The organism is Terriglobia bacterium (genome assembly GCA_036496425.1).
Classification (GTDB): domain Bacteria; phylum Acidobacteriota; class Terriglobia; order 20CM-2-55-15; family 20CM-2-55-15; genus 20CM-2-55-15.
Genome location: DASXLG010000277.1, coordinates 1 through 24,136 on the forward strand (window position 1 = coordinate 1; position 24,136 = coordinate 24,136).

The 24,136-nt window shown below is 56.9% G+C and carries 24 protein-coding genes and 2 tRNA genes; 9 read left to right on the forward strand and 17 right to left on the reverse strand.

The features are described 5' to 3' along the window. The 3 genes from VGK48_19985 to VGK48_19995 all read right to left on the reverse strand — a co-directional run. Positions 1-584 (reverse strand): SpoVR family protein (locus VGK48_19985; GenBank protein ID HEY2383461.1); only part of this gene is annotated, 584 nt, incomplete at its 3' end. A 7-nt stretch (positions 585-591) separates the two neighbouring features. Next, the gene (locus VGK48_19990; protein ID HEY2383462.1) at positions 592-1,701 is read right to left on the reverse strand and encodes a DUF444 family protein; all 1,110 of its coding nucleotides are present in this window, start codon (positions 1,699-1,701) and stop codon (positions 592-594) included. Positions 1,702-1,710: 9 nt separating this feature from the next. Continuing rightward, positions 1,711-3,792 carry a serine protein kinase gene (locus VGK48_19995; protein ID HEY2383463.1) on the reverse strand — a complete coding sequence of 694 codons (2,082 nt, stop codon included), beginning with the start codon at positions 3,790-3,792 and terminating at the stop codon, positions 1,711-1,713. Between the two features lie 172 nt (positions 3,793-3,964). Here VGK48_19995 and der point away from each other — a divergent pair, with 172 nt between their 5' ends. The 3 genes from der (at position 3,965) to VGK48_20010 (ending at position 5,721) form a co-directional block, all read left to right on the forward strand. Next, positions 3,965-5,323, forward strand: coding sequence for a ribosome biogenesis GTPase Der (gene der / locus VGK48_20000; protein HEY2383464.1), 1,359 nt, complete (start codon positions 3,965-3,967; stop codon positions 5,321-5,323). After that, positions 5,298-5,636 carry a MerR family transcriptional regulator gene (locus VGK48_20005; GenBank protein ID HEY2383465.1) on the forward strand — a complete coding sequence of 113 codons (339 nt, stop codon included), beginning with the start codon at positions 5,298-5,300 and terminating at the stop codon, positions 5,634-5,636. Before der ends, VGK48_20005 begins: the two co-directional genes overlap by 26 nt. A gap of 11 nt (positions 5,637-5,647) precedes the next feature. Further along, positions 5,648-5,721 (forward strand) — tRNA-Pro (locus VGK48_20010). 59 nt (positions 5,722-5,780) lie between these two features. Here VGK48_20010 and VGK48_20015 read toward each other — a convergent pair. Genes VGK48_20015 through VGK48_20035 form a run of 5 tightly spaced genes read right to left on the reverse strand, consistent with a single transcriptional unit; the run spans position 5,781 to position 11,164 of the window. Beyond that, the gene (locus VGK48_20015) at positions 5,781-6,278 is read right to left on the reverse strand and encodes a quinol:electron acceptor oxidoreductase subunit ActD (GenBank protein HEY2383466.1); all 498 of its coding nucleotides are present in this window, start codon (positions 6,276-6,278) and stop codon (positions 5,781-5,783) included. Further along, complete coding sequence (gene nrfD / locus VGK48_20020) at positions 6,275-7,636, reverse strand: NrfD/PsrC family molybdoenzyme membrane anchor subunit (GenBank protein ID HEY2383467.1); 1,362 nt, start codon at positions 7,634-7,636, stop codon at positions 6,275-6,277. Before nrfD ends, VGK48_20015 begins: the two co-directional genes overlap by 4 nt. Beyond that, complete coding sequence (locus VGK48_20025; protein ID HEY2383468.1) at positions 7,636-8,322, reverse strand: 4Fe-4S dicluster domain-containing protein; 687 nt, start codon at positions 8,320-8,322, stop codon at positions 7,636-7,638. Before VGK48_20025 ends, nrfD begins: the two co-directional genes overlap by 1 nt. A 48-nt stretch (positions 8,323-8,370) precedes the next feature. Beyond that, entirely contained in the window at positions 8,371-10,518 is a 2,148-nt protein-coding gene (locus VGK48_20030; protein HEY2383469.1) for a molybdopterin-dependent oxidoreductase, read from the reverse strand. A 1-nt stretch (position 10,519) separates the two neighbouring features. Then, the gene (locus VGK48_20035) at positions 10,520-11,164 is read right to left on the reverse strand and encodes a cytochrome c3 family protein (protein ID HEY2383470.1); all 645 of its coding nucleotides are present in this window, start codon (positions 11,162-11,164) and stop codon (positions 10,520-10,522) included. A 215-nt stretch (positions 11,165-11,379) separates the two neighbouring features. On the opposite strand from VGK48_20035, the gene VGK48_20040 reads away from it, so the two are divergent. After that, a tRNA-Pro gene (locus tag VGK48_20040) sits at positions 11,380-11,453 on the forward strand. A 66-nt stretch (positions 11,454-11,519) separates the two neighbouring features. On the opposite strand, the gene VGK48_20045 is transcribed toward VGK48_20040, so the two are convergent. Next, positions 11,520-13,802: a DNA-directed RNA polymerase gene (locus VGK48_20045; GenBank protein ID HEY2383471.1), complete on the reverse strand. Its 2,283-nt coding sequence runs from the start codon at positions 13,800-13,802 to the stop codon at positions 11,520-11,522. 150 nt (positions 13,803-13,952) lie between these two features. Between VGK48_20045 and VGK48_20050 the strand changes: the two genes are divergently transcribed. Continuing rightward, positions 13,953-14,696: a fibronectin type III domain-containing protein gene (locus VGK48_20050; protein ID HEY2383472.1), complete on the forward strand. Its 744-nt coding sequence runs from the start codon at positions 13,953-13,955 to the stop codon at positions 14,694-14,696. 79 nt (positions 14,697-14,775) lie between these two features. Here the strand turns inward: VGK48_20050 and VGK48_20055 are convergent, their stop codons facing one another. The 3 genes from VGK48_20055 to VGK48_20065 are packed head-to-tail and all read right to left on the reverse strand — an operon-like array spanning position 14,776 to position 15,814. Beyond that, positions 14,776-15,147, reverse strand: a complete 372-nt coding sequence (locus VGK48_20055; protein ID HEY2383473.1) for a PIN domain-containing protein — start codon at positions 15,145-15,147, stop codon at positions 14,776-14,778. Then, a complete protein-coding gene (locus tag VGK48_20060) occupies positions 15,148-15,426 on the reverse strand; it encodes a hypothetical protein (protein HEY2383474.1) in 279 nt (92 codons plus the stop codon). It lies immediately after the preceding gene. A gap of 40 nt (positions 15,427-15,466) precedes the next feature. Continuing rightward, positions 15,467-15,814, reverse strand: coding sequence for a hypothetical protein (locus tag VGK48_20065; GenBank protein HEY2383475.1), 348 nt, complete (start codon positions 15,812-15,814; stop codon positions 15,467-15,469). Between the two features lie 122 nt (positions 15,815-15,936). Here VGK48_20065 and VGK48_20070 point away from each other — a divergent pair, with 122 nt between their 5' ends. Further along, the gene (locus VGK48_20070; GenBank protein ID HEY2383476.1) at positions 15,937-16,161 is read left to right on the forward strand and encodes a DUF433 domain-containing protein; all 225 of its coding nucleotides are present in this window, start codon (positions 15,937-15,939) and stop codon (positions 16,159-16,161) included. Beyond that, a complete protein-coding gene (locus tag VGK48_20075; protein ID HEY2383477.1) occupies positions 16,158-16,508 on the forward strand; it encodes a DUF5615 family PIN-like protein in 351 nt (116 codons plus the stop codon). The genes VGK48_20070 and VGK48_20075 overlap by 4 nt, the downstream gene beginning before the upstream one ends. A 244-nt stretch (positions 16,509-16,752) precedes the next feature. Here the strand turns inward: VGK48_20075 and VGK48_20080 are convergent, their stop codons facing one another. Further along, positions 16,753-17,673, reverse strand: a complete 921-nt coding sequence (locus VGK48_20080; protein ID HEY2383478.1) for a hypothetical protein — start codon at positions 17,671-17,673, stop codon at positions 16,753-16,755. A gap of 660 nt (positions 17,674-18,333) precedes the next feature. Between VGK48_20080 and VGK48_20085 the strand changes: the two genes are divergently transcribed. Beyond that, on the forward strand, positions 18,334-18,765 hold the full coding sequence (locus tag VGK48_20085) for a hypothetical protein (GenBank protein ID HEY2383479.1): 432 nt from the start codon (positions 18,334-18,336) through the stop codon (positions 18,763-18,765). Positions 18,766-18,902: 137 nt separating this feature from the next. Further along, positions 18,903-20,516 carry a TIGR03435 family protein gene (locus tag VGK48_20090; GenBank protein ID HEY2383480.1) on the forward strand — a complete coding sequence of 538 codons (1,614 nt, stop codon included), beginning with the start codon at positions 18,903-18,905 and terminating at the stop codon, positions 20,514-20,516. Positions 20,517-20,654: 138 nt separating this feature from the next. On the opposite strand, the gene VGK48_20095 is transcribed toward VGK48_20090, so the two are convergent. From VGK48_20095 to VGK48_20110, 4 genes are all read right to left on the reverse strand, one after another. After that, entirely contained in the window at positions 20,655-21,017 is a 363-nt protein-coding gene (locus VGK48_20095; GenBank protein HEY2383481.1) for a type II toxin-antitoxin system VapC family toxin, read from the reverse strand. Further along, entirely contained in the window at positions 21,014-21,301 is a 288-nt protein-coding gene (locus tag VGK48_20100; protein HEY2383482.1) for a ribbon-helix-helix protein, CopG family, read from the reverse strand. Before VGK48_20100 ends, VGK48_20095 begins: the two co-directional genes overlap by 4 nt. Before the next feature lie 201 nt (positions 21,302-21,502). Next, positions 21,503-23,161: a PQQ-dependent dehydrogenase, methanol/ethanol family gene (locus tag VGK48_20105; protein HEY2383483.1), complete on the reverse strand. Its 1,659-nt coding sequence runs from the start codon at positions 23,159-23,161 to the stop codon at positions 21,503-21,505. A 115-nt stretch (positions 23,162-23,276) separates the two neighbouring features. Beyond that, the gene (locus tag VGK48_20110; protein HEY2383484.1) at positions 23,277-24,104 is read right to left on the reverse strand and encodes a hypothetical protein; all 828 of its coding nucleotides are present in this window, start codon (positions 24,102-24,104) and stop codon (positions 23,277-23,279) included. Positions 24,105-24,136 lie beyond the last annotated feature (32 nt).

The following is a 24,136-nucleotide window of genomic DNA, read 5'->3' on the forward strand; positions in this document are numbered from 1 at the left end:
CTGACGACCGGAGTCTCTTCTTCTGCAGGTTGTTTATGTTTGGACCTCCGTTCGATGAATACGGAATGGTGATCGATCAGGTCATCCAGTGACAGACAGGTGTCGATGAATGCCTCCACGGCATCCAGTCCGTATCTGTCGATGTACTTCCGGATTTTCGTGGCGTGATTCGCCATCGTGTCCATCATTTTGCGATTGGTCTTCGAGAACCAGATGTTGTTCTTGAAGAAATCACAATGGCCGTAGACGTGGGCCATGACGATTTTCTGGTCGACGAGATGGTTGCACTCGAGCAGGTAGGCATAGCACGGGTCGTTGTTGATGACCATCTCGTAAATCTTGTGCAGGCCGTAGGCGTAGCTCTTGTTCAGCCGCTCGTACTCCATTCCGAATTTCCAATGGGGGTAACGATTTGGAAATCCGCCGTAGGCGGCGACCATGTTCATTTCCTCGAAATCGAGGATTTCGAAGAATGTCTCGTAGAAGTCGAGTCCGTATTCGCGCGCGTGCACCTCGATTTCCTGATTGAGACGCGTCAGTTCCGGTGTCAGGCTTTGCCTTCGGGATTGAACGGTGATCGACATAATGTGGCTACTTGCCCTTTCCCAGGAAATCCTTGATCGATTGGTAAATGTCGTCTTTGTTCTCGATCCGCGACAGGACCATGTTGTCGATGTCCTGTATGTTGTTTTCCAGCTCGCGGATGAACTGTCCGCTTCCGTATGTGCTCTCGACCTGGCCGTAGCCAAATAAGTTAACCTTGGGGAGAAGGTCTATCTTCAGAAGATGGATACAGCGGTCGGTGTCCCCGCCCGACCAGTTGTCGCCGTCGGAAAAATGGAAGACATAGACATTCCACAGTTCCTGCGGGTATTCGTCCTCGATGATCTTGTTGCACAGTTCGTATGCCGATGAGATGACCGTTCCGCCGCTCTCCCGGGTATGGAAAAAGGTTTCCTTGTCGACTTCCTGCGCGACCGCGTCATGGATGATGTATCGGGTGACCACGCCGTTGTAGTTCGTCTGGATCCAGGTATCGATCCAGAACGACTCGACGCGCACGATTTCTTTCTGCTCGTCGCCCATCGAGCCCGAGACGTCCATCATGTAAAGGATGAGCGCGTTGCTCTCCGGCTTCTGCTTGGTTTTCCAGGAGAGATAGCGCTTATCCTCGTGGATCGGCACGATGTACGGGTTCAGCGGATCGTAAGTGCCGGCCGTGATCTGGCGTTTGAGCGCTTCCTTGTAGGTGCGCTTGAAATGACGCAGTGATTCGGGGCCAACCTTGGAAACCTGCGAATAATGGTCGCGTTCGGTCCGGATGCGGGCGCTGCCTTTGGGCCGGATGCGCGGCAGTTCGAGCTCCTCCGCAAGAATTTGCGCGAGCTCCTCCATCGTGAGATCGACTTCGAGGATGTGGCCGCCCGGGGCGTTGCCGGCTTTTCCGCTGCCGTCCTCGTCGACGTCGCCTGGTGCCAGCGGAGTGCCGGGCTCGCCTTCCCCCTGGCCGACGCCGCCGGTATTCCGGCGGCCGAAGCGGAAGTTCGGCATTTCGATCTGCGGGATCGGAATGCTGACGAAATCCTTTCCCTTCTTGCCGATCAGCTCGCCCTGTGAGATGTACTTCTTCAGGTCTTGCTTGATCTTGCCCCGGACGATCTGCCGGAACCGGAGATAATCCTGCTCAATATTGAGAATCACGGGGCTACCCTATTCCTTGGCATCTCCTCGGGCGAAGATGCTTGCGACGTAATTCAAAACGTCTGTGGCGCAGACGTCGCAATACGCATAGTTCTTGATCAGACGGCTCTTCACCACATCGATCTTTTCCTGCGTTTCCTTATCGACCACATTTGAAACCAGACTGGTGAGCTTGATCGAATCCTTGCGGTCTTCGAACAGCTTCAGCTCCAGAGCCTTGTACAGCCGTTCATTCGTCCTGTAATTGAAGTGCTTGCCTTCGATGGCCAGGGCGCCGATGTAGTTCATGATCTCGCGGCGGAAGTCGTCCTTCCGGCTTTCCGGAATGTCGATCTTCTCTTCGATCGATCGCATCAGGCGCTCATCCGGCTCCTCATCCTGCCCGGTGTACTTGTTCTTGACGCGTTCCTTCTGCGTGTAGGCCTTTACGTTGTCGATATAGTTCGAGCACAGCCTCGAAATGGCTTCCTCGTCCGCCGAGATCGCCCGCTGCACCTCGTTCTTCACGATGTCCTCGTACTCGTGTTTGACGACGGAGAGCAGCTCCCGGAAGTTCTTCCGCTGCTCGTCGGACTTGATGAGCGAATGATGGCGCAGGCCGTTCTCGAGTTCGTTCAGGACCATGAACGGGTTCACGCAGCCGGCGAACTGTTCGTTGACCAACGCGTTCGAGATCTTGTCCTGGATGTAGCGCGGCGAGATGCCGTCCATGCCTTCGCGGCTGGCTTCGCGCTGCAGTTCTTTGACGGAATCTTCGGTGTATCCCGGCAGCGTCTTCCCGTCATACAGCTTGAGTTTCTGGAGCAGCGTGAGGTTCGCCTTCTTCGGCGTTTCCAGCCGGGTCAGGACCGCCCACATGGACGCCATCTCGACCGTGTGCGGAGCGATATGCTTGCCGCGGATCCTTTCGGCGTTGTAGTCCTTTTCGTAGACCTTGATCTCGTCGCCGAGCTTGGTGATGTAAGGAATATCGATTTTCACGGTGCGGTCGCGGAGCGCTTCCATGAACTCGTTGTTCTGGAGTTTGCGATACTCGGGCTCGTTGGTATGACCGATGATGACTTCGTCGATATCGGTCTGGGGGAACTTCTTCGGTTTGATCTTGTGTTCCTGGCTGGCGCCGAGCAGATCATAAAGGAACGCGACTTCGAGCTTCAAAACTTCGATGAATTCAATGATGCCGCGGTTGGCGACATTGAATTCACCGTCGAAGTTGAAGGCCCGGGCGTCGGAATCGGAACCGTAGATGGCGATCTTCCGGTAATTGATGTCGCCGGTGAGTTCGGTTGAATCCTGGTTCTTCTCGTCCTTGGGCTGGAAGGTGCCGATCCCGTTCCGGTCCTTTTCGGACAAAACCAGGCGGCGAACCTTCACATGGTCCATGACCTTGAACCAGTCGCCTTTGTAGCGCCGCGTCAGCTCGCGATACATCTGGCGGCAGGCGGGGCAGAGATCGCCTTCAATCTGGATCTGGAAGCCCGGTTCGCTGCTGTTGCGCATCAATTCGTCGATCAGCTTGCCACGCTGATCGACAGGTATCAGGTGAAGCGGCTCTTCGCGCATCGGGCACGGCAGTTCATCGTTGACCAGGGCGAAGACTTCCTTCTCGACGTCGTTCGCGATGTTGGTCCACGTGAAGGTATACATGGCGCCTTCCGGCTTGCGCGAGTACTCCTCGAGACCCTTCTTCAGGAGGCGGACCATTGTGCTTTTCGCGCTCCCGACCGGACCATGCAGCAGAATAACGCGGCGTTCCGTTCCGTAGTTACGGGAGGCCGACTTGAAGATGTCGACCAGGTGCGTCAGGCTCTGTTCAATTCCGTAAACGGCGTCCCGGCCGTCGTGCGCGTAGTCCTTGAAGAAGCGATATCGTGTGATCTTCTTCTTGTGCTCGACGTATTCCTCCACGCCATGCGAGACAATCATGTCGTAGATCCGCTGGAATGCGTTCCGCGTCACCCTCGGGCTATCCTGAACGAGCCGGAGATAATCCTCTAAGGACCCTTCCCAATTCAGTTCCTGATATTCCTGGGCACTCTGAAGGTTTTCGATCGCGCTGAGAATATTTATGGTTCCTGCCTGGTCTTGCATACATTTCACCTATTAATCTGCCAACAAAAAATCGGAAGAAACCCTGAAGCCGAAAAACTAGAGCCCCGGACCGCTTCCGATCACCTGGTTTTCAAAAGTCCTGTCTGATTTGATGATCCTACTATAAATCATCGGCAGACAGTTCAGGTCCAATACCATTTGATGTGCTATCGTGCAAAAGGAAAGCGACGATTTCATGCCATCTCCATTACCACTCATTGCCATCATTGGACGACCGAACATCGGCAAATCCACTATATTCAATCGCCTTATCGGCGAGCGCCGCAGCATCGTCACCGACGAGCCCGGCATCACAAGGGATCGAATCTACGGAACTGTCGATTGGCACGGCCGTTCCTACGAAATTGTCGATACCGGCGGCATCGTTCCCGGCGAAGAAACCGAGATCCCCGTCCGCATCTTCGAGCAGGCGCAAATTGCTATCGAGAACGCCGCTCTCATCTTTCTCATCGTGGATGGCCGGACCAGCATTACATCCCCAGATCTGGAACTCGCCCGGCTTCTACGCCGTACGGGCAAGCCCCTCTTCCTCGTAGTCAATAAAATCGATTCGGCAAAGCAGGCGTCCGACGTGTCCGAGTTCTATCGCCTTGGCATCGACCATGTCTTTCCAATTTCAGCCGAACATGGCCGCGGGATCACCGAACTATTGGACGAGGTTGCAATTTCAATACCAGCCCCTGAAGAGACCGAAGACGACGCTTCAGGCGAGATCCGGGTCGCCATTATCGGCCGGCCGAATGTGGGTAAGTCCACGCTGCTCAACAAGCTGGTTGGCGAGGAACGGGCCATGGTGTCGCCCATCGCCGGTACCACCCGGGATGCGGTGGACAGTGTGGTCCGGCATGAGGATCTGACCATCCGTTTCGTGGATACAGCTGGAATTCGACGAAAAGGGAAGACCGAGCTCCGGGCTGAAAAGCTCAGCGTGGTCATGGCCCGCCGTCACCTCGAGCGCAGCGATGTCGCCATTCTCGTGATCGACGGGGTGGAGGGCGTGACGGCCCTCGACGCTCACATTGGCGGCTATGCCCACGAAGCGGGAAGATCGGTGATCATCGCCGTCAATAAATGGGACGCCGTCCAGAAAAACTATCGTGTTACGGCCGATTACGAGACCGAGATCCGGGAGAAACTGAAGTTTCTATCCTTTGCGCCCATCGTCTTCATCTCTGCCAAGACCGGACAGCGCGTCCAGAGACTATATGGAGCGATCAATGAGGTTCATAAGGCAAGGTTTGTCCGGATTGCAACCCGGGATTTGAACGAGTTCCTGAAGCAGGAGACGCTCTCCCGCGGCGGCCTGCCTTCGGATGTCAAAATCCGATATATCGCCCAGGTCAAGGTCGATCCGCCGACTTTCGTCATGTTTTCCAACAAACTGAAGAAACTGCACTTCTCGTTCGAGCGCTTCATCGAAAACCGCATCCGCGAGCGATTTCCATTCCCGGGAACGCCGATTATAATCAAGCAGCGGTTGAAAAATGCCGACGCCCGAAATCCCCGATAAGCTTTTCTTCAAGATCAGTGACGTGTGCGACATCGTCGGTGTTGAGCCTTACGTCCTCCGCTTCTGGGAAACCGAATTCCCCGGCCTTGCCCCCGAAAAATCCAAAGCCGGCCACCGCGTATATAAAAGGAAGGACGTCGAGAATATTCTGCGGGTGAAGGAACTTCTGTACGATCGCGGATTCACGATCGCCGGCGCCCGTAAACAGCTGTCGAAGGCACGCGGTACCAGAAAACAGAATCGCGACGAGGTGCTGCTCCGGGTCCGCAACGAGCTGCGGGACATCTTGACTTTGCTCCAGCGGAAAACCTAAAGTGGACGCATCGGGACGTAGCGCAGCCTGGTAGCGCACACGCTTGGGGTGCGTGTGGTCGGAGGTTCAAATCCTCTCGTCCCGACTGGGGGAAATTAGCCACAAAAGGCACAAAAGGAAACATTCTTTTTGTGCTTTTTGTGGCTAATTTCTTTTTATGGTGTCGACGTTGGTTGTCTTGAAGGTGGATTCTACGGCATCGGCGTTCGCCGGATGTTCCACCGCGACCAGGATCTTGCCCTGCGAAACTGCCACATCGTATACTCGGGATTCCACTGTGGGCAACTTGGTCATAATGAGCAGGCTGACCACCGTGGCCAGGATGGCGCCGAGCATCGTCAGCTCGAACATAATAATAATGTTGGGCCACCAGGCGATGATCGGCATGCCGCCCGTCACCAGCGGCCAGAATGTTTCGGTGATAAGCGCCAGCCCCAGGCCGGTGCCCAGCCCGATGATTCCGCCGCCGGCCGCTATCCAGAACAGCCACGTCTGTTTGTAACGATGGCTGAATTCGTATTCTTCGTGAGGTTGCGATGCGATCACCGTGATGGATCGGTCCGCGACTCCGGAGCGGCGCAATTCATCGACGGCGAACTGCGCCGAGTCCGGATCCGAATAGAGACCGTAGATCGCCTTCATGGCCGGGCCCTCCACAGTGCGCGCTGCTCCTCATCCTCCGCGGCAGTGATCATATGCGGCCGGCCGTGGCCGCCGACCTTCAGTTCCCAGATCGAAATCATCGGCACCACTTTCGCGAAGAGCGCATAAAGAAGGACCATGGCCGCGAAGGTTGCGGCCGTGATCAGAATTTCGACCGGTTGCGGCCGGTACGAGCCCCAGGAGTAGGGCAGGAACTTGGTTCCCAGTGAGGGCACGACGATCAGAAAGCGTTCGAGCCACATACCGACCACGATCGTGGATGACGCGATCACGCACCCGGTTATCGTCCGCAGCTTCTTTATCGAGAGAATCGGGAAGGGAATCACGAAGTTGCAGATCACCATCGTCCAGAAAAGCGGTGAGTACGAGCCGCTCTGCGTCTCCCAGAAGACGGCCATTTCCGCCGACGAGTTGCCGTACCATACCGTGAGCCGCTCGATGAAAGTGAAGTAGCCCCAGAGCAGGGTCATCATCAACAGCAGTTTCCCGAGATTTTCGAAGTGTACCGGGTGGAGATAATCCTCGAGGTGCAGGACTTTGCGCAGCACCGCCATGGCGATGATCAGCCCCGCGATTCCGCTGAAGATCGCGCCGGCCACGAAGTAAGGGCCGAAAACCGTCGAATGCCACATCGGAACCGGCGACATCGAGAAATCGAACGACACGATGGTGTGAACCGAGATCGCCACCGGCACGATCGCGATCGCCATGATCTGCATCGCCGCTTCCAACCGGTGCCATTGTTTCGTCGTGCCCTGCCAGCCGAGAGCAAGCACGCCGTAGACTCTCTTGCGCCAGCCTGTCAACTGGTCGCGCAGCAATGCGAAATCAGGGATCGTCGGAAGATACAGGAACAGCGTGCTGCCGGTCAGGTATGTGGAAATGGCGAAGAAATCCCACGCCAGCGGCGAGCGCAGATTCGGCCAGATCTCCCGTTCGCTCGGATAGGGGATCAACCAGAAGAACAGCCACGGCCGGCCGAGATGGATGATCGGGAACATCGCGCCGATCATCAGTGCGAATACGGTAATGACTTCAGCACAGCGCGTGACGGGGCGCCGCCACGTCGCGTTGACCAGACGAAGGATGGCGGAGATGAGCGTCCCCGCGTGGCTGATGCCGATCCAGAAAACGAAGTTCGTGATGTAGAAGGCCCAGAATATCGGCCACCGGATGCCTGCAACGCCGATGCCGTACCACATCTGATAGATCCATGCCGCGCCGCCGCACAGGACAATCGTGCCAAGAAATGCGACAAGGAGGTAAAACCAGACCGTCGTCCGCTGCAACGGCCGCAGCAGATCCGCATTGATCTTTTGTTCTTCTTGAAGCGTCATCAGTACTCTTTTTTCAGATACGTCACCTTCGGCTGCGTCCCGAGGTCATCCATCAATTTCGTGCCTCTCGACGACCTCGACAGCATTGAAACCGCGCTCTCCGGATCATTCAAATCTCCGAATACCAGCGCCGATGTCGGGCACGACTGTACGCATGCCGGCTTGATTTCACCGTCGCGCAGTTCCCGGCCTTCCGCCTTTGCCTGGTCTTTTCCAGCCGAGATCCGCTGCGTGCAGAACGTGCACTTCTCCACTACCCCAACTTCCCGCACCGAGACATCCGGATTCAGCGGTAGGTCTAACGGCCTGTCCCACACCGGATTTCCGAAATTGAAGAACCTGACGTTATACGGGCACGCATTCGCGCAGTAGCGCGTGCCGATGCACCGGTTGTAAATCTGCGCGTTTAAACCTTCCTCTGAATGATGGCTCGCATATGTCGGGCACACCGGCTCACACGGCGCCGCGTCGCACTGCTGGCACATCACCGGTCGGAACTTGACGCGGACGTCAGGGAAGTCCCCTTCGTAGTACCGCTCCACGCGAATCCACGCGATGCTGCGGCCCTTTGCGGACTCCTCGGGTCCTGCGATGCGGACATTGTTTTCCGTGCGGCATGCCGTCACACAGGCTTCGCAGCCCGTGCAGCGGTCCAGATCCACCGCCATTCCCCATCGATGTGTCATTTTGTATACTCGCTGCGCGCTGCCGCGCTTGCATTCGCTCCGCTCATCTTATCTATGCATCCCCTCGGGCGGATAATCCCTCAACGATCCGGCAAACAGAACCAGCCGTCCGTCCGCGTCGGCGGCCTTTGCAATCTTCACGCGCGTCGCCGCCCATGCCAGCGACCCGGTTTCCGGCTCTTTCACGGGAGCGAGAATCTCGATCGGGTTCGCTCCGCGCCCGCTCGCGTACCGTGTGTAGTTTTCATGTCCCTGTCCGACCGGCATCGCGATGACGTCCGGCGCAATTCCCGGCGAAGGAAATGCCGGCACGCGAATCGATCCCTGGCTGGATGTGATCTCGACAAGGTCGCCCTGCCGGATTCCCATCTTGTCCGCCGTCTGCATGTTGATCTCGACCCAACTGCTCCAGATCGCGCTCGACATCGGATCGGGGAGCTCCTGAAGCAGCGGCAAATGCGCCAGCGATCCATCCAGAAACGCGATCGACGGATACGGCAGGAAGTGAAAGCCGTATTGACCGGCATCACCGTCGAATTGCGGCTCCGCATACTTCGCCGCCTGCGCCGGCGCGGGTTTTGGGAGTGGGGAGCGCCCCGCATTTCCACCCGGCTGTTCCTTCACCGCATCCTCAAACTTCTGCCACGGCATATTCAGCGGTTTCGCCAGCTTCTTTGAAACTTCGAGCAGCACATCGCCCGTCGCTCGTGTGTCGTGCAGCGGACGCATTACCGGCGGCGCCATCATCGATACCGCAGTCTTCGCCCCCGACTCGGGAGCCGATTGAACCCACGACTCCAGAAACGAGTGATCCGGCAGGATCAGGTCCGCCATCACGCTGGTTTCGTCGATGAAGTTTCCGAAGCTCACGATATACGGCACCGCCGAAATCGCTTCCTTCACTTTCCAGGCCTTCGGTGACGCGAACACCGGGTTCGCGCCATCGACGAACAAAACCTGGGCACCAGCGCCGATTTCGCCGTTCTTTGCGAAATTGGTTCCTGTCCCCAGGTTGGCCGGTTGAGGCGTGAAGTAGATTCCCCCCGCCGTCTCCACGCTTCCCACCAGGGCATTCAATGCATTGACAGCCAGCGCATTGAACAATCCGTTTGTTTGAGCGACGGCTGCGCCTGCGATGATCGCTACTGCGGGCTTTTGCCCGCTGAATTCTTTCGCGAGTCTTTCGATCCGCGCCGCCGTCACCCCGGTTTTCTTTTCCACTTCCTGCGGCGTGTGATCTGCCAGCCCCGTCATCCAGCCGTCGACAAGAGTTCCGGCGTGCCCCGCATCGGAGGCCTTTCGCGTCCCCTGCTTCATGATCGCATTCGCGATGCCGAGCGCCAGCACGCCTTCGGTTCCGGGCTTCACGGGTACCCATTCGTCCGCGTTTGCGCCGCTCTGCGACATCCGATACTCGACCTGCACGAACTTTCCGCGCATACCCGGCCGGCCCTGGCGCATTTGCCCGTATCCGACGTTCTGGGCGACGGGCGAGTTCCACGTGCCGAGGAAATCTGCGCCGAAGGAAATCACGAACTGCGATTCCGCGAGATCGAGCGTCGGCAGCTGTGCTTTGCCGAAGCTCATTTCGTTGGCGCGGCGGATGACGTCGTTTCCGAAGAATTCGAAGGCCAGCGGCGCCGCAGCCCCGAACCTGTTTGCAAACTCGGCGAGCACCGCGCCGCGCGCCCCGCGTTGCGGCCGGGTCAGGATCGCCAGCGACTTCTGGTTGCCGGCGGCGGCCAGCGCATCGAGTTTTCCGGTCAGTTCCGCCATCGCCTGATCCCAGGTGATCTCTTCGAACTTGCCGTCGCCGCGCGAGCCGGCCCGCTTTAGCGGATGCCCGAGGCGGTCCGGGTGATACGTGACTTCCATTGCCGCCTGCCCGCGGGTGCATAGCTTTCCCTGATTGATCGGATTTTGCGGGTCCCCTTCGAGCTTCTTCGCGAGGCCCATCTTCGTCACGCCGAGCTTGCCGTCGCGAATGACTTCGGCGTCGCCTTCCATGACGCGGACGGTCAGTCCGCAGCCGGCGGAGCACAGCGGGCAGATGCTGGGCTTCCAGACCGCGATTCCGGCAACCAGCCGGTCTTCGGGGATGAAACGGATCAGGTGATATTCCGGATTGCCGCAACTCGCGAGGGTTGCGCTGGTTCCGGTGAGCGCGGAGAACTTAATAAAAGAGCGGCGATTCATATTAATAATGACAGGTCAGGCAGTCGTTCGACGCGGCCTTCTGTTTATGACAACTGATACAAAAATTCATGCTGTGGTCCACTACCCGCTGCGCCACCGTCATCTGAGTCAGATCGCCGTGGCACGTCGCGCAGTCGACCTTCGCGCGGATGTGCGGCGCATGATTGAACCGCACATGGGCTTCCTGGTTGAAACCGTAGACCCGTTGCCACGGTATATCTTCTCCGCGCTTGGCATAGGCTCGCAGCGTCTGGATGCGGGAATCCTTGGGATCCCCGAGATCCTCATGACACGACATGCAGATATTCACGCTCGGAATGCCCGCGCGGGCGCCCTTCTCGGCCCCGAGATGGCAGTCCGTGCATCCGACTCCGATATCGGCCGTATGTATCTTATGAGGGAAATCGATCGGCTGCTGCGGGGTCGTTTTAATGTTTAAGAAATGCCGGACCGCCTCATTGAGGCTGGAGTGCGCCGTCGTGAACTGAGGCGCGCTCCACCGCTTTGCCATGTAAGGATCGACTGTGTTGTTCGAGTATTTCGGGACGTTCGGCTGCGCGCAACCGAAAAGGAGCATTCCCAGAAAGAGAAGGCCGATTAAACTGCGAATGCGCGTGTTCTGCGGCTCGGTAAGACTTGTCTCCACAATTGCCGATAAAAGTTCCGCTCGAGGTTTAATGATTGATCCGCCCTTTTGTTTTTATCGTTATGGGCGAAATGCGGGAACATATATTCAGTACCCGACTCGAAACCGAATCTCGGAAGGTACCACACGCCCGAGAGCGTTGCAACGACACGACACACATCAGTTCTCGTGTTACACTATCTGGGTTTGTCTTTTGTTTGTCTCCCGTCTGTTCTCGGGGCGTGGCTCAGCCTGGTAGAGCGCTTGGTTCGGGACCAAGAGGCCGGAGGTTCGAATCCTCTCGCCCCGATTTTTCCTTCAACACGCGCACGTCTTCCAACAAGAGCCGAATGTCATAGACCGCCGCTACAGGGGATCACGCGAAAAAGTACTGCGACTCGAGGACCTGCCGGATATCGAGGTCTCCCGTTGGCGGCGGGTCCGGCAACTCGAGCCCGGGGTGGGCCTTCCGCTGCTGCCCGATAAAATTCTGCAGGACCGGCTCGGAATAGAGTGCGACGAACTCCTCTCTCAGCACCCGATTCAGCAGGTCCACGTCGCAGGCATGGACGCCGTAGCTGTCGTGAACCATCGCAAAGTGACGCAGTCCCAAGGCATACAGGCGATTGACCGTCCGCATCATGTGAGCCGCGTCCATCGAGTGAACCAGGTGTGCGACGATGCCGTCCATCTGCTTCCTCACGTCGATCTTCCGTTTCTCATCCAGCTGGTGGATCTTGATCATGGCATCCGCCGTAGCCAGGCGCACCTCTCTCGGTACGCGGTTTTCATGGATGACGACAAAACCCGCGGGGGTGACCCAGCTCATCCCGCGGTTCGCCTTCGCGATAATGCCGGCCACGTCGCGAAGCCATTCCATGATGCGGCTCGCCTCCACCACGACTTCGGGAATGCACTCCACCAGTAACTTCGCCAGATACATCGCGCAGTTCTCCGGAACGTTTTCGCACAAATCTTCGAAAATCCTGCGGAGGGTAGCGCCGTAAGGAATCGTCATCGTCGCAGGCTTGGCAAGTTTGCGATTCATGATGGCCAGCAGTTGCCGGGCGAACTCGGCGTTTGGTCCTCTTCCCGCGGCATCGATTGCCATCCGCCCGCAAGCCAGGTCCGATACCTGTTGGTAGATATCCTGCGGCTCTTCAAAAGGCATCAGATTCGTCGCCCGTCCTCCGATCGGATCCAGGCCCATCGCGCTGAGATGCTGATAGCCGTTGCATGAGCCGTCCATACTGATCGGCAGATGCGAGATCATCTCCGGCCCTTCCTCTTTGTAGCGTTTCCACTCGAGGCATGCGCGCAGAAACAGCCACGGGTGGTCGGCCTCCGTCCAGAAGCGATGGGACCGAAGAGGATTGGAGGCGAAGTCCAGAATCTCCGCTTCGTTTTCCCGAACCCAGTCGAGCAGCGTCTTGAAGGAGACCTTCTTGCCTTTCCAATAACAGTTGGCGAGGTGGATACCCAGCCAGTAAGCGCCGCGTTCGCCCAGTGGCTTGCCGTCGGCGTACTCGAGCAGCGCCCGTCCGGCGTCGTCGGACTGTGGATGCATCGTTGGCGGCACAGGGTAGGCACGTCCGCGGTGATCCACCTGCCATGGAAAGTAGAACCGTTCGTCTGGAATGAGCCGCACGGCCTGAGCAAAGCGGAACGCGATGGTTTTTTCGAGCCCTTTTCGTTGTTCCTCTTTCTTCAATGGGAAAAAGGGGAGGCCGGCAGCCCGCGCCTCCTGCTGGAGTTGAAAGATAGTCCCATGAATCCGGTAAGGTGTGTTTTGCATCGCGTTGATGGCCGCGTACACCTGGGACAGGTCTGCCTTTTCGAGATGTTTTTGCGCTTTTTTGCCGGCCTGACGTTTGCAAAACGTCATCGGAATCGTCAGATAGCCGCCGTCCGAAAGCGACGTCCACGGGCGAGGCTCAACGATCATCGCGACATAAATCGGACTGAACAAGTCCAGCGCCTCCGGCGTCTGTTCGGCGATCCAGGCTTCGGCAAATTCCGTCAGCCCGATAGATCGCATTGTCGTTAAGTTTTCGCCGGAACCTTCGAGGCCGCTTTTCAATTCGAAGATCGGCTTACCCTCGAAAACGGCAAATCGGCGGGCCAACGAGACCAGTTTTTCGCCCAGATGATGAGCCCGATTATTGCTTGCCCAGTCGTATGGATCATCGACCAGTGCAGCCCATTCTGCCGCGCGTTTTGCCGCGTTACGGCTCAGGTTGCGGCCCCTCAATAGCCCGGCAACATCCATCGCCCGTTGATTCGCCAGATCGGAGAATCTTTCGATCCGGCAACGCTGGCCGATGTCGTAGGCGATCGGAGTGATGCGCGCAGGAAGGCAAGTCTCATACTCGGTTCGAGTGATCATGTTGAATAGCGTGCCGATTGTGATCAGCGCCATTTGTTCCGCGCTGAGAGACAAAATCGCCAGTCCCCAGGCAGGAAGGGTTTTCTTCGATGTCTTGAGGATCTCCTGTTCGGCGCGGATCGCATCCGCAAGCGACATCAGCACGATCGCCAGCAAATTCCGGTACGGTTTAGTGTCGGTCGCCTCCTGAAATTCCGTGTTCCGGCACCATCGAACGCAGCCGTCGCGCACGGAATCCTGCTCGATCTGACGTTGTCGCTCCCTTTTTTCCATAACTAGCCTTTCGTGTTTGGATGTCGCTGATTATCAGCCAGTTATGGTTTGGAGTCACACCCTTTTTGCGCCTTAGGAAGAGAGAGCGCTGATTTTTAAGGCAATTTCGATTCCAAATTCAAATTTCAAATTTCAGAAAGAGGTGTACCCATGTCCACAAATGAACCCAACACGACGGCTTCCACGCCGTCAACCCCGGCTGCGGCCACAACGTCGGCAACAACGACGTCCACTCCGCCGCCGGCGCCCACAACCAAGAAGCCCGCATCGCTCAGGGCGATCAAGGGCTTCGGAACGCTCGATCCGAACACGCTGGCCAATACGGCGCATCTGGTGGCGAAGGGAATCGGTGGTAATCCGATGTATTTCCCGAACCCGCCGATCGACCCGAATGCGCTGGATGAGTCGGGCAACACATTGACTGAAGCGGTCATCGCCGCCATGGATGGTGGTAAGACTGCGAAGGCAGTGGTGAAGCAGCAACGTAAGCTGGTCGTTCAAGATCTCAACCTGCTTGCGGTGTTTGTCGAGAATGTTTCCAATGACGATCCGGTGATCTTCGCGAGGAGCGGTTTTACTCCGAAGGCGACCGGAAAGTCCGCTCCTCGACCGGTTTCGGTGCCGTCATTCCGTTCCTTGGATTTCGGTGCAAATTCCGGTCAGATCGCTGTCTCCGTTAAGAAGGTAGCCGGTGCAAAGTCGTATTTCATCCGTTATGCGGTAATGAACGGGACGACACCCGGGCCGTGGACCACAGTCCCGGCAGCCTCGATACAGAAGGCGATCACGATCTCCGGCCTGACGCCCCTGACAATGTACGGGTTTCAGGTGCAGGCTCTCGGCGTGCTCGGTTATTCCGACTGGAGCCCGACCGAAACGATCGCGCCCCGTTAATTAGATAGTCACTCCAGGGAACTTGACCAATGCGAATTGGTCAGGTTCCCTTTTTTTTGCCAAAAAACCGAAGACGCAATCACTCAATATTCAAGAATCGGACAGGAATCGGCTCTTGAATCCGCGTGTCGTGTGCTTCGGGGCCGGTTATCGAATGAGCGCTCACAAGTCGGTTCCACTCGCGGTAGACTTCCTCGGTTTCGAGAACCAGGAAAAAGAACGATTCGAACCGGGTGATGTAGCGCCGGACCCGCGCCGGCGCGTAACCAAGTCCATTCCGCTTTCTGGGTCTCGTGCAGACCACCCAGAATTCAGCCGTGATTTGGGGAAGAACGTATAGTGCGTGCCGATCGGCCAGAAGCTTTCTGACGACATCGCGCGCCGTCCGGCAATCAGGGTCTTTGCGATCTACGGCGCGAACAAGCAGATTCGTATCGATTAGATAATTCAATCAGCGCCGGTTACGGCGATCGTCGTAAAGGCTTCGGCGCCGCAGCGCCTCGGCTGGCACTGCTTTGGAAGCCGAGCCTGGATCACGGTCCACTTCTGCAAAGAATGCATCAAGCGCCTCTACGCGCTCTTCAACCGGAAGAGTCGGATCACGGCGGCCCGTGGTACCGAGAAGGCGATTCAATGCAAATTCCACGACCGCTTCGGCACTTGGAAATTCTCCGGTTTGAACTTTCTGGTCAATCAGTTTTTGATGTTCCGGACTCAGGGATATCGTCATAAGCAACCTAAACACATTTTAGGCGGTTCTGCGGATTGTGTCATCCATCGTTGGGAATCCCCCAGAACTTAAACAGACACAATAAGTTCCAGAAAAACCAGCCAGTCTTTGACCGCCCAACGTGGGAAGGAAGCTGCGCGGCAACTTTGAAGGAGAGATTGTTTCGGATCTGTCCAGTTTCGTTTGCCGCCGCATGGGAGGAACGCGCATCAAACATCGTGTGAAAGAGAACTGGATCAAAATGGTCGACAAATCCGCTCTCGTCCTCCGGGTCGAAACCGTCATCAACAGCCCGGCGGAATTCAAAGTCCGCAAACGGGTCACACGCCACGGCAAGAGCCAGGCCGAGTGGGTGACCATGCGCAAAGGCGTCGCCTATCTGTTCCACTATCTACTCCTTCAGCGCGATTCTTTTCAAGCTCCTGGCAGGCAAACTATACACGGCTCGCATGACCCTGCGAGAATTCAGGTGTGCGCCCCCGCCAGGCCCATGAGAGGTATAATCCATGCATGAACTGGCAAGAACGAATTTCCGTAAACCCTGAGGTGCGGAGCGGCAAGCCTTGTGTTAAGAACACACGGATTACGGTTTATGACGTACTGGAGTACCTCGCAGGCGGAATGAGTGAAGAGCAGATACTGGCGGATTTTTCGGACCTGACACGCGAAGACATCCGTGCTTGTCTCGCTTTTGCTGCCGCCCGTGAGCGCCGGCTCACGAACTCCGTGGCGTGAAATTACTCTTTGACGAGAACATCAGTGATCGCCTTGTCGGCTTGCTTTCCGACGAGTTTCCAGACAGCAGCCATGTCAGAGCCATCCACTTGCGTGGGGCGAGCGACAGGAAGATTTGGGACTTCGCCCGAGCGCATGGGTTTGCGATCGTGTCGAAAGATACGGATTTTCGGGACCGCAGTGCCGTCGATGGTGCTCCGCCAAAAATTGTGTGGCTCGATGTGGGTAACGCCGGGACGAAGGCTATCGAAGAATTGCTAAGATTCGAACGAGTCCGGATCGAGAGGTTTGGTGTCGCAACGGAATCGTCCTTCCTGATCTTGTCATTGGGCACGAATGCCATCTGATCGACTTCCGAAGCAGAGGCGTAGCGACTCTACCTTCTCAATGCAGTCGAGAAGCCCCCCACCCCGAAAAAACCTCTTCCCACCTCAAAATAAGCTTGGATTCCTGGGCGCCCACCCCGGCCTGTTTACGTAATGCAACTTTATAAGGGTTCCTCCGCCCCTCCCGCCCTTTTATTTTCCTGCATTCGCAGATCAGCTAGTGGACTTAAGATGATTTTCAAAGCGAATTTAGCCGGAGTCAGGTTCAGTTGTCCTGAAGGTCCGGCAGCCGGGACAAAATCTGTACGATTCGATCGAGCGATTCCGGAGTGATCTCGTGGTTCGAGTCCCAGGAATATTCCTCGACGAGAGCCTTGCACATCAGACCAATAGCCTCATCGTCGGAAAGACCGATGCCGATCAGGCGTTCCGATGTTTCCTTGAAGATCGGCGGATCGCCGATGCGGATATACTCTTCAACTTCCCTATCCATTGCGAGAGCCAGGAGGTTCATCCCGAACTCATCGGGCTCACTGACGTCATCTGCCGGCGTAACATCCGATACGTCCACATCCGGCCGCACGGTGTAACCCTTTGTTGTCATGAACTGCCGTGCCTGCGTGTCTGTGCAAATCGGTTCCAGTAAAAGCTGGGTCTGCTTAAGGTCGATCAACGCGATCAGCGCTGCCTTGGTGGGTCTTCTCCGTGATTCATTCTTGACGGCGCAGATCGGGTCTTGTGTGGGATCCTCCGGCCCAAACGTGAGGACGGGCCAATATCTTTTAACGTGGTGCCAGATGGCGGCGATCAGGAAGGGACGCGCCGGCCAGCTCTTGGGTTCATCGATCTCAAGGTCGGCAGAGAAGAGCGATGGCATCTCGGCCTCCTCCTCCTCGAGTTCCCATAGGACGGCTTCGACCGGCGTGACATCTTCCGGGTCCAGCTTGGGCCGTATGGCGAGACCGGCTTTCGATACGAGTTTCCTCACCTCCGATCTCGTGCGAAGCCCTGCGGCCCAGTCGACAAGATGTTCAATCGCGGATCTGGCGATCGTTGCGGCATCGATTGCTTCTTCCTGCGGTGCAGGCAGGACCGCGCAGAACGCGTCGTCCATGGTGCCCTTGCGCCAGGAAGTGATGACCGGCCAATATTGGACATCGTCATACCAGATACCATCGGCGAACACGAAGGGACATCCGTCCGGTTCATAATACGAATGTATGATCGGGCCAGACGCGATCTTTGTCCTGCGTTGTGGCTTTTTCATCGGCGCGCTTCCTGAAGACGAATCGTGACAATTTCACGTGCGAAACTGCTCACTGCCGCCTTTCATTTTCCTCATTTTCGGACGCGATAGCCATCGAAGCGCTGTTCAATATTTGTCGAAGCGAGTTTTTCCCTGGGGATGCTATATCAGGTTCGTTTTTTTTGCCAAAAAACCGAAGACGCTACTTATTTGGAAAAGAAGCTTAAGTTTTGAAAAAGAAGCTGCAAATTGAAAAGTCCAGCGACTTATTTGAAAAAGACGCCACTTATTCGAAAAGGAAGCTGAAGTTTCAAATCTTCAGCTTCTTTTTCAAAACAATAGCTGACGATTCAGAAAAGAAGCTTAAGTTTTGAAAAAGCAGCTACTAACTGAAAAGTTCAGCGACTGATTTGAAAAAGACGCCACTTATTTGAAAAAGAAGCTGAAGTTTCAAATCTTCAGCTTCTCTTTCAAAACAATAGCTGACGATTCAAAAAAGACGCTTAAGTTTTGAAAAAGTAACTACAAATTGAAAACTTCAGCGACTTATTCAAAAAAGACGCTACTTATTTGAAAAAGAGTTTTCGCACTTTAAAGCTAGTGTTTTGTCGCAGCGTTCTGGAGCATCGTGCGGATCTCCTGAACCACCGGGCTGTCAAGAGCGGCACCGGACGCATCTCCTATACGCAGCATTGGGTAAAACTTGCATCCGCCGCTGTCGGTCGAAATCAACCTGCAAGTGAAAACCGTTGGCGAGTCATCGGCAAGACGCTCACACTGGACGACTTTCCGTATGTCGTGGCGGGCATCGCTCCGGAAGTCGTACTTCCCGGCGTAGTCGCCGGAGTCATTTTCACGGCCGCGTTCATCCGTCTCAACGGCGAAAAAATGGGTATCCCGCTCAGCAATGTGGAGAACCTCGCGTACGTCGCGGGCGGCGGAGTTGCCATACTCATCTCGATCGCCGCGAGCCTTGCTCCGGCCCGGCGTGCCGCCTCAGTCCAACCCATGGTGGCCATGCGGTCGGAATAAGACCGGCGGGAATAGGCGGCGGACGGCGATATTATAGGAATCATGTCAACGATTTTGGGGTTTCGCGCGTCTGATTTGTGGCGTGTCGAGGGAACCGTCCTCCTCGTCCAAACGTATTTGAACGAAAGGAGAATACAATGACCCGAGCGTTCACAAGTATAGGTCTCGTCTTACTATTTTTGGGGGCGGTATTCGGCCAGACCGGAAGCCCGGTTTCTGAAACCGGTGCGTTCGCGTTTGATGCCGCCGATGTGCATGTCAGCCCCAAGGTCAAGCTGCCGAATCCGGCCTTCGGTGGTTTGCGCGGTACTCGTTTTCTGGTGCGCCAGGCGACCATGGTGGATTTGATCAACTATGCCTACGATGTCGACAACGATAAGATTCTGGCCGGACCAAACTGGCTCGACTTAGATCGTTTCGACGTGTCGGCGAGGGCTGCCGCGGGGAGCACTCAAGACCAGTCGAAGGTGATGCTTCAGACGCTGCTTGCGGAGCGGTTCAGTCTCAAGTTCCACAAGGATACGAAGGAGATGCCGGGGTTCGTGCTCTCCGCAGGCAGTGGCAAGCCCAAGATGAAGCCGGCGGCCGACAGCGCTGCCGGGCCGAATTGCCAAGGTCAACCGCAGACTGGCGGCCCGGACTCGGTCCCGCAACAAGTCGTCGAATGCCGCAGCCTGTCTATGGACGATTTCGCGCGCATTGTTGTCAATATGGCGAACTCCAATGGCCGCGCGTTGAATAAAACCGGTCTCGAAGGCAAATGGGATTTCACGATCAAGTGGACCCCACCGGGTGCGCTCGCGCGCGCCGGAGCGGAGGGCATCACCATCTTCGACGCGGTCGACAACCAGCTCGGACTCAAGCTCGAGGCGGGCAAGGTTCCGCAACCTGTCCTTTTCGTCGACAGCGTCAACAAAGTGCCGACGCCGAATGCCCCGGACATCGCGAAGTTGATGCCGCCGCCTCCGGCTGTGGAGTTCGAGGTCGCGGTGATCAAACCCACGAATCCGGATTTCAAAGGTACACGGATGCAGCTTCAGGCAGACCGAATCAATATCCAGGGCGCGACGCTCAGCATCCTGCTCCAGGCGTTCTACGACATCACTCCCGACATGGTGCAGGGCGCGCCCAAGTTCATGGAGGAAGACCGTTGGGACATCACCGGGAAAATGGTTTCAACCGACCCGGGGCAGCCCCCGCAGGCCGATCCCGACACGCGAACCAAGCTGATCACCAAGCTGCTGGAGGATCGCTTTAAGCTGAAGATGCACTTCGAAGACCGGGTGGTCCCCGCGTACACGTTGTCCTCGGTCAAGCCGAAGATGGCTAAAGCCGATCCTGCGACGCGCACCGGTTGCTATGAGGGGCCCGGTCCTGATGGGAAAGATCCCAGAGTCTCGACCCCGCTGCTCTCGCGACTGCTTTACTGCCGCAACATGACGATGGTGCAGTTCGCAGACCAGCTTCCTCGACAGGCGAACGGATACGTACACTCTACCGTGATGGATAAAACGGGTTTGACCGACGCCTACGATTTCACGCTGAGTTTCAGCCCAATCGGCATTGTCCAAAATGGCGGCCCGGGGCCCGGCCAGCCCGGCGCCGGCGCCGGCGCCGCGGCGGATCCGACTGGCGCCCTCCCTCTTCCCGACGCTATCAGCAAGCAACTCGGATTGAAGCTGGAGTTGGAAAAGAGACCCGCTCCCGTTTTGGTAATCGATCACGTGGAGCAGAAGCCGACCGAGAATTGATATGTTGTGGGTGTCTCTGGTACGTCGAATGTTCCCGCGTTTGAACAAATACTGAACAACAGTACCGATTTGCGGCTGATTGCTTTATACCCTCGGTCATGCACAGGGCTAAGCCCTGGTGGCGAGGGCCTTGATGCGTCAAGTGAGGAGCTGAAGGCCTGGTATATCTTTGAAATCGGCCTTGTTCAGCGCCCAGAGATCAGCGCCGTGAGCGAGGGCACAGGCGGCGATAGCGATATCCGCCTCCCTTCCGCGAGGACGTTTGACGGTTTTGTAGAGGTCGGCCGCGAACTCCGCTTCGACTGCCGCAAAGGAAACCACATCCGTTCTGGGGAACATGATCTCCCGGGCTTCGATCTCTTCTTTGAGTCTTGGTCCGCGAAGCCATTCGAAAAGAACGATGCTGCTGATTGCGAGCGGCTCGGGCCCTGCCATAAGTTCTCGCAGCCGCGGTGCAGAGCGTTTCGCTCCAATCAATGCAGAGGCGTCCAGGTGGATCATCCGCGAGGAATATTCTTTCCGCGCCAACCCTGCCGGCGTGAGCGCCGGATTTCACGGAGTTCGCTGTCTACTTCAGCCGCAGGCCGCTCCGGAATTCGAGCGATGACCCGGTCGAAAAGCTTCACACGTTTTAGGCGTTCTTCCACACTGAGCTGCCCCGCATGCGGCTCGTAGTAACGAATGGCTTCGCGCAATACCTGACTCTGCGGCCGGCGCACCCGCTCGGCGATCCGTCGTAGAGTCTCAGCTGTCGTCTCGTCGATCGTAAAGGTCATCTTTACCATACAAACCCAAACTACCATAACGCAGAGGCTTAATTTCAATTCGGCGAGCTACATTCTTGCGCCGGAGGCCGCGGCCGATCTCATCCAGATCTGGCGGTACATCGAGAAAAGGCCGGCGTCGCCATTGAGAATGGATTAGCTCTTCAACGACAACAAAAAAAGCGCGTGCATAAGCACGCGCTTTTTCCTTTTATAGCAGTTCTATTTCAGTGCGAAGGTATACAGCGACGTCCCGCCCTGGATGCTCACATACTGCTTTCCATTGACCATGAAAGTCATGGGGCCGGCGGAAACGGAGGGCCCGAGATTGGTCTCCCACAGGAGCTTGCCGTCGCGGGCATCGAGGGCGATGAACTGGCCGTCGCGGCCGCCGGCGAACAACACATTTGAAGCCGTGGTGAGGATGCCGCCTTCGGTCGACGCCGCGGACATACGGAACGTCCACTTGCGCTCTCTGGTGTTGGGATCCATGGCAATGATGGAGCTGAATACCTCATCGGTTGCGCCGCCGCGGCCGGGGCCTGTGCCGGTGAAGGTCTGGCCGTTCTGGAATTCGGGAGGGGCTTCGGCTTTGCGGTAAACACTGGAGCTGTTTTCCCACGCCGGGATATAAAACAATCCCGTCAGCGGACTGAACGAGGGGTTGTACCAGTTCGTTCCACCCTGGTTGCCGGGATACACCAGAGTCCCTTGGGTTGTGGGCAGGATTCCGGGGGCTCGCGCCGGCCTGCCCTTTTCGTCGAAGCCGGTCAGCCAGTTGGTCTTGATGAAAGAGGTGCCCGAAAGGAACTGCCCGTTGGTGCGGTCGAGCACGTAGAAAACGCCATTGCGGTTCGCCAGCATCATGACTTTGCGGGGACTGCCGTTCAATGCGACGTCGGCGAGAACCGGAACCTGGGTCGAATCCCAATCGAATTCGTCGTGCGGAGAGAACTGATAGTGCCATTTGAGCCGGCCGGTGTCGGCATCGAGCGCGATGACGGAGGAGCTATAGAGGTTGTCTCCCAGGCGGTTGTCACCGTTATAGTCGGGACCGGCGTTGCCGGTGCCCCACAAGGTGAGGTTCGTATCGGGATCATAAGAGCCGGTCACCCATATCGGAGCTCCGCCATGCAGGTAAGAGTCGTTGGGTTTGCCGTCCTTTCCCAGCCAGGTTTCATACCCCGGTTCGCCGGGGCCGGGAACTGTGTAGAAGCGCCAGACCTCCTTGCCGGTATTGGCGTCGTAGGCAGCGAGGAAGCCGCGGACGCCGTGTTCGCCGCCGGCGATGCCGGTGATCACCTTATCCTTGACAACGAGCGGTGCGACGGTCATCGCGTACTGCTGCTTGGGGTCGGCGACCTCGACGTTCCACAGCTCTTTGCCGGTCTTGGCATCGAGCGCGATCATTCTTGAATCGAGGCTGGCTAGAAAAAGCTTGTCGCCGAGGATGGCGACGCCGCGCGTGAGATTGCCGCAGCAGGGATTGCGCGTGCCTTCGACCGGCTTATGAGCATACTGCCAGATGGGCTTGCCGGTCCTGGCATCGAGCGCGATAACGTCATTGGGACTCTGGATGGTATACATGACGCCGTCGACGACGAGCGGCGTGACCTCGTGCTTGTCCAGTGAGCGCGATTGAAAGACCCATTTGAGGACGAGATTCGAGGCGTTTTCCGGACTGACCTGCGTGAGGCCGCTGTGCCGCTGGCTGTTGAAGTTCCCGGAGTAGGTCAACCAATTCTGGGGCTCCTGATTCGAGTGAAGGATACGCTCGAAGGGCACCGGCGTCACCGGCGCTTCGCGGTTGGGTGGGCCGCCCCGGCCCTGGGCGAAAACGGTCGTTACGGCGCAAGCGAACAGGAGCAGACGTTTCATCATAAGGTGAACCTCCCCGGAAGTATGGCCCGTATCCTAACATTTCGGAATCGCGGGTTTTACATGTTTTAACACCTGCTGAAATCTGGTTCGGGTAACGAGCGCAAATAGAATGGACCTAGTCCAGGATGAGAGCCGCGAAATCCGACTTCCACAGTACTGCCTCTGCACGCCGCCGCGCGATCAGACCCGGGGCGGTAGCCGGATCCCATAGTCGAGTCATCGACTCGAACTGCGCAGGAATATCGTCCAGCCGATTCGATGAAAGCAAGTCGCGAATGGCTTGCATTTCTTTGCGGCTGTCGCCATCCAAATCCGTGCCACGGTTATAGACCAGGCTGACGAGCGCGGTACGGCGTGCCGGTGACAAATTATCTACCTGGGGATAAATGGATCGGGTCTGTGACAGGAAATCGGGGAGGTTCCGATTTACAAAAACGCGCATGGCTGCTTCTAATGAAACGGTGACTCCTGCAACTTGCGCCTTCAACTCGGGCGTTCCCTGCTTTCCAAGGACTGCCTCAAGCTGTGCGAGAGCATCCGGGGACAGCAGGTCCCCCCAATCCGCACGAAATTGTGCGAGAGTGGGAAACCGGCAATCGTAGCCGATGCCGATAGTGACGCCGCTCGGAGCGGGCGGGACCGCCGGCGTTTTGTATTGAGTCCGGTAAGTTCGGGCATCCGTAATCTCCTGGCGGGCGATGAACGTGACGCCGGCTGCGGTCAGCGGCGGAAACGGATCCGCGATATTTGTCAGTGCCTGCTGCAGGGCATCATCCGCCTCGGTCGACAATCCAGGTATTTTCAGTGTCTCGCGAACAGCTCCCACAGCCTCGCCAGTGCCGCTGCCGAAGTCGCCATCAATGAGCAGCATTTGGCCGATTTTATTCAGGCCCCGCTGCAGAACCTTTACATCATCCCCTTTGTCGCCTTGTCGTATTACCATCCGGAACTCCCAAATTTACACCGACAGGAACG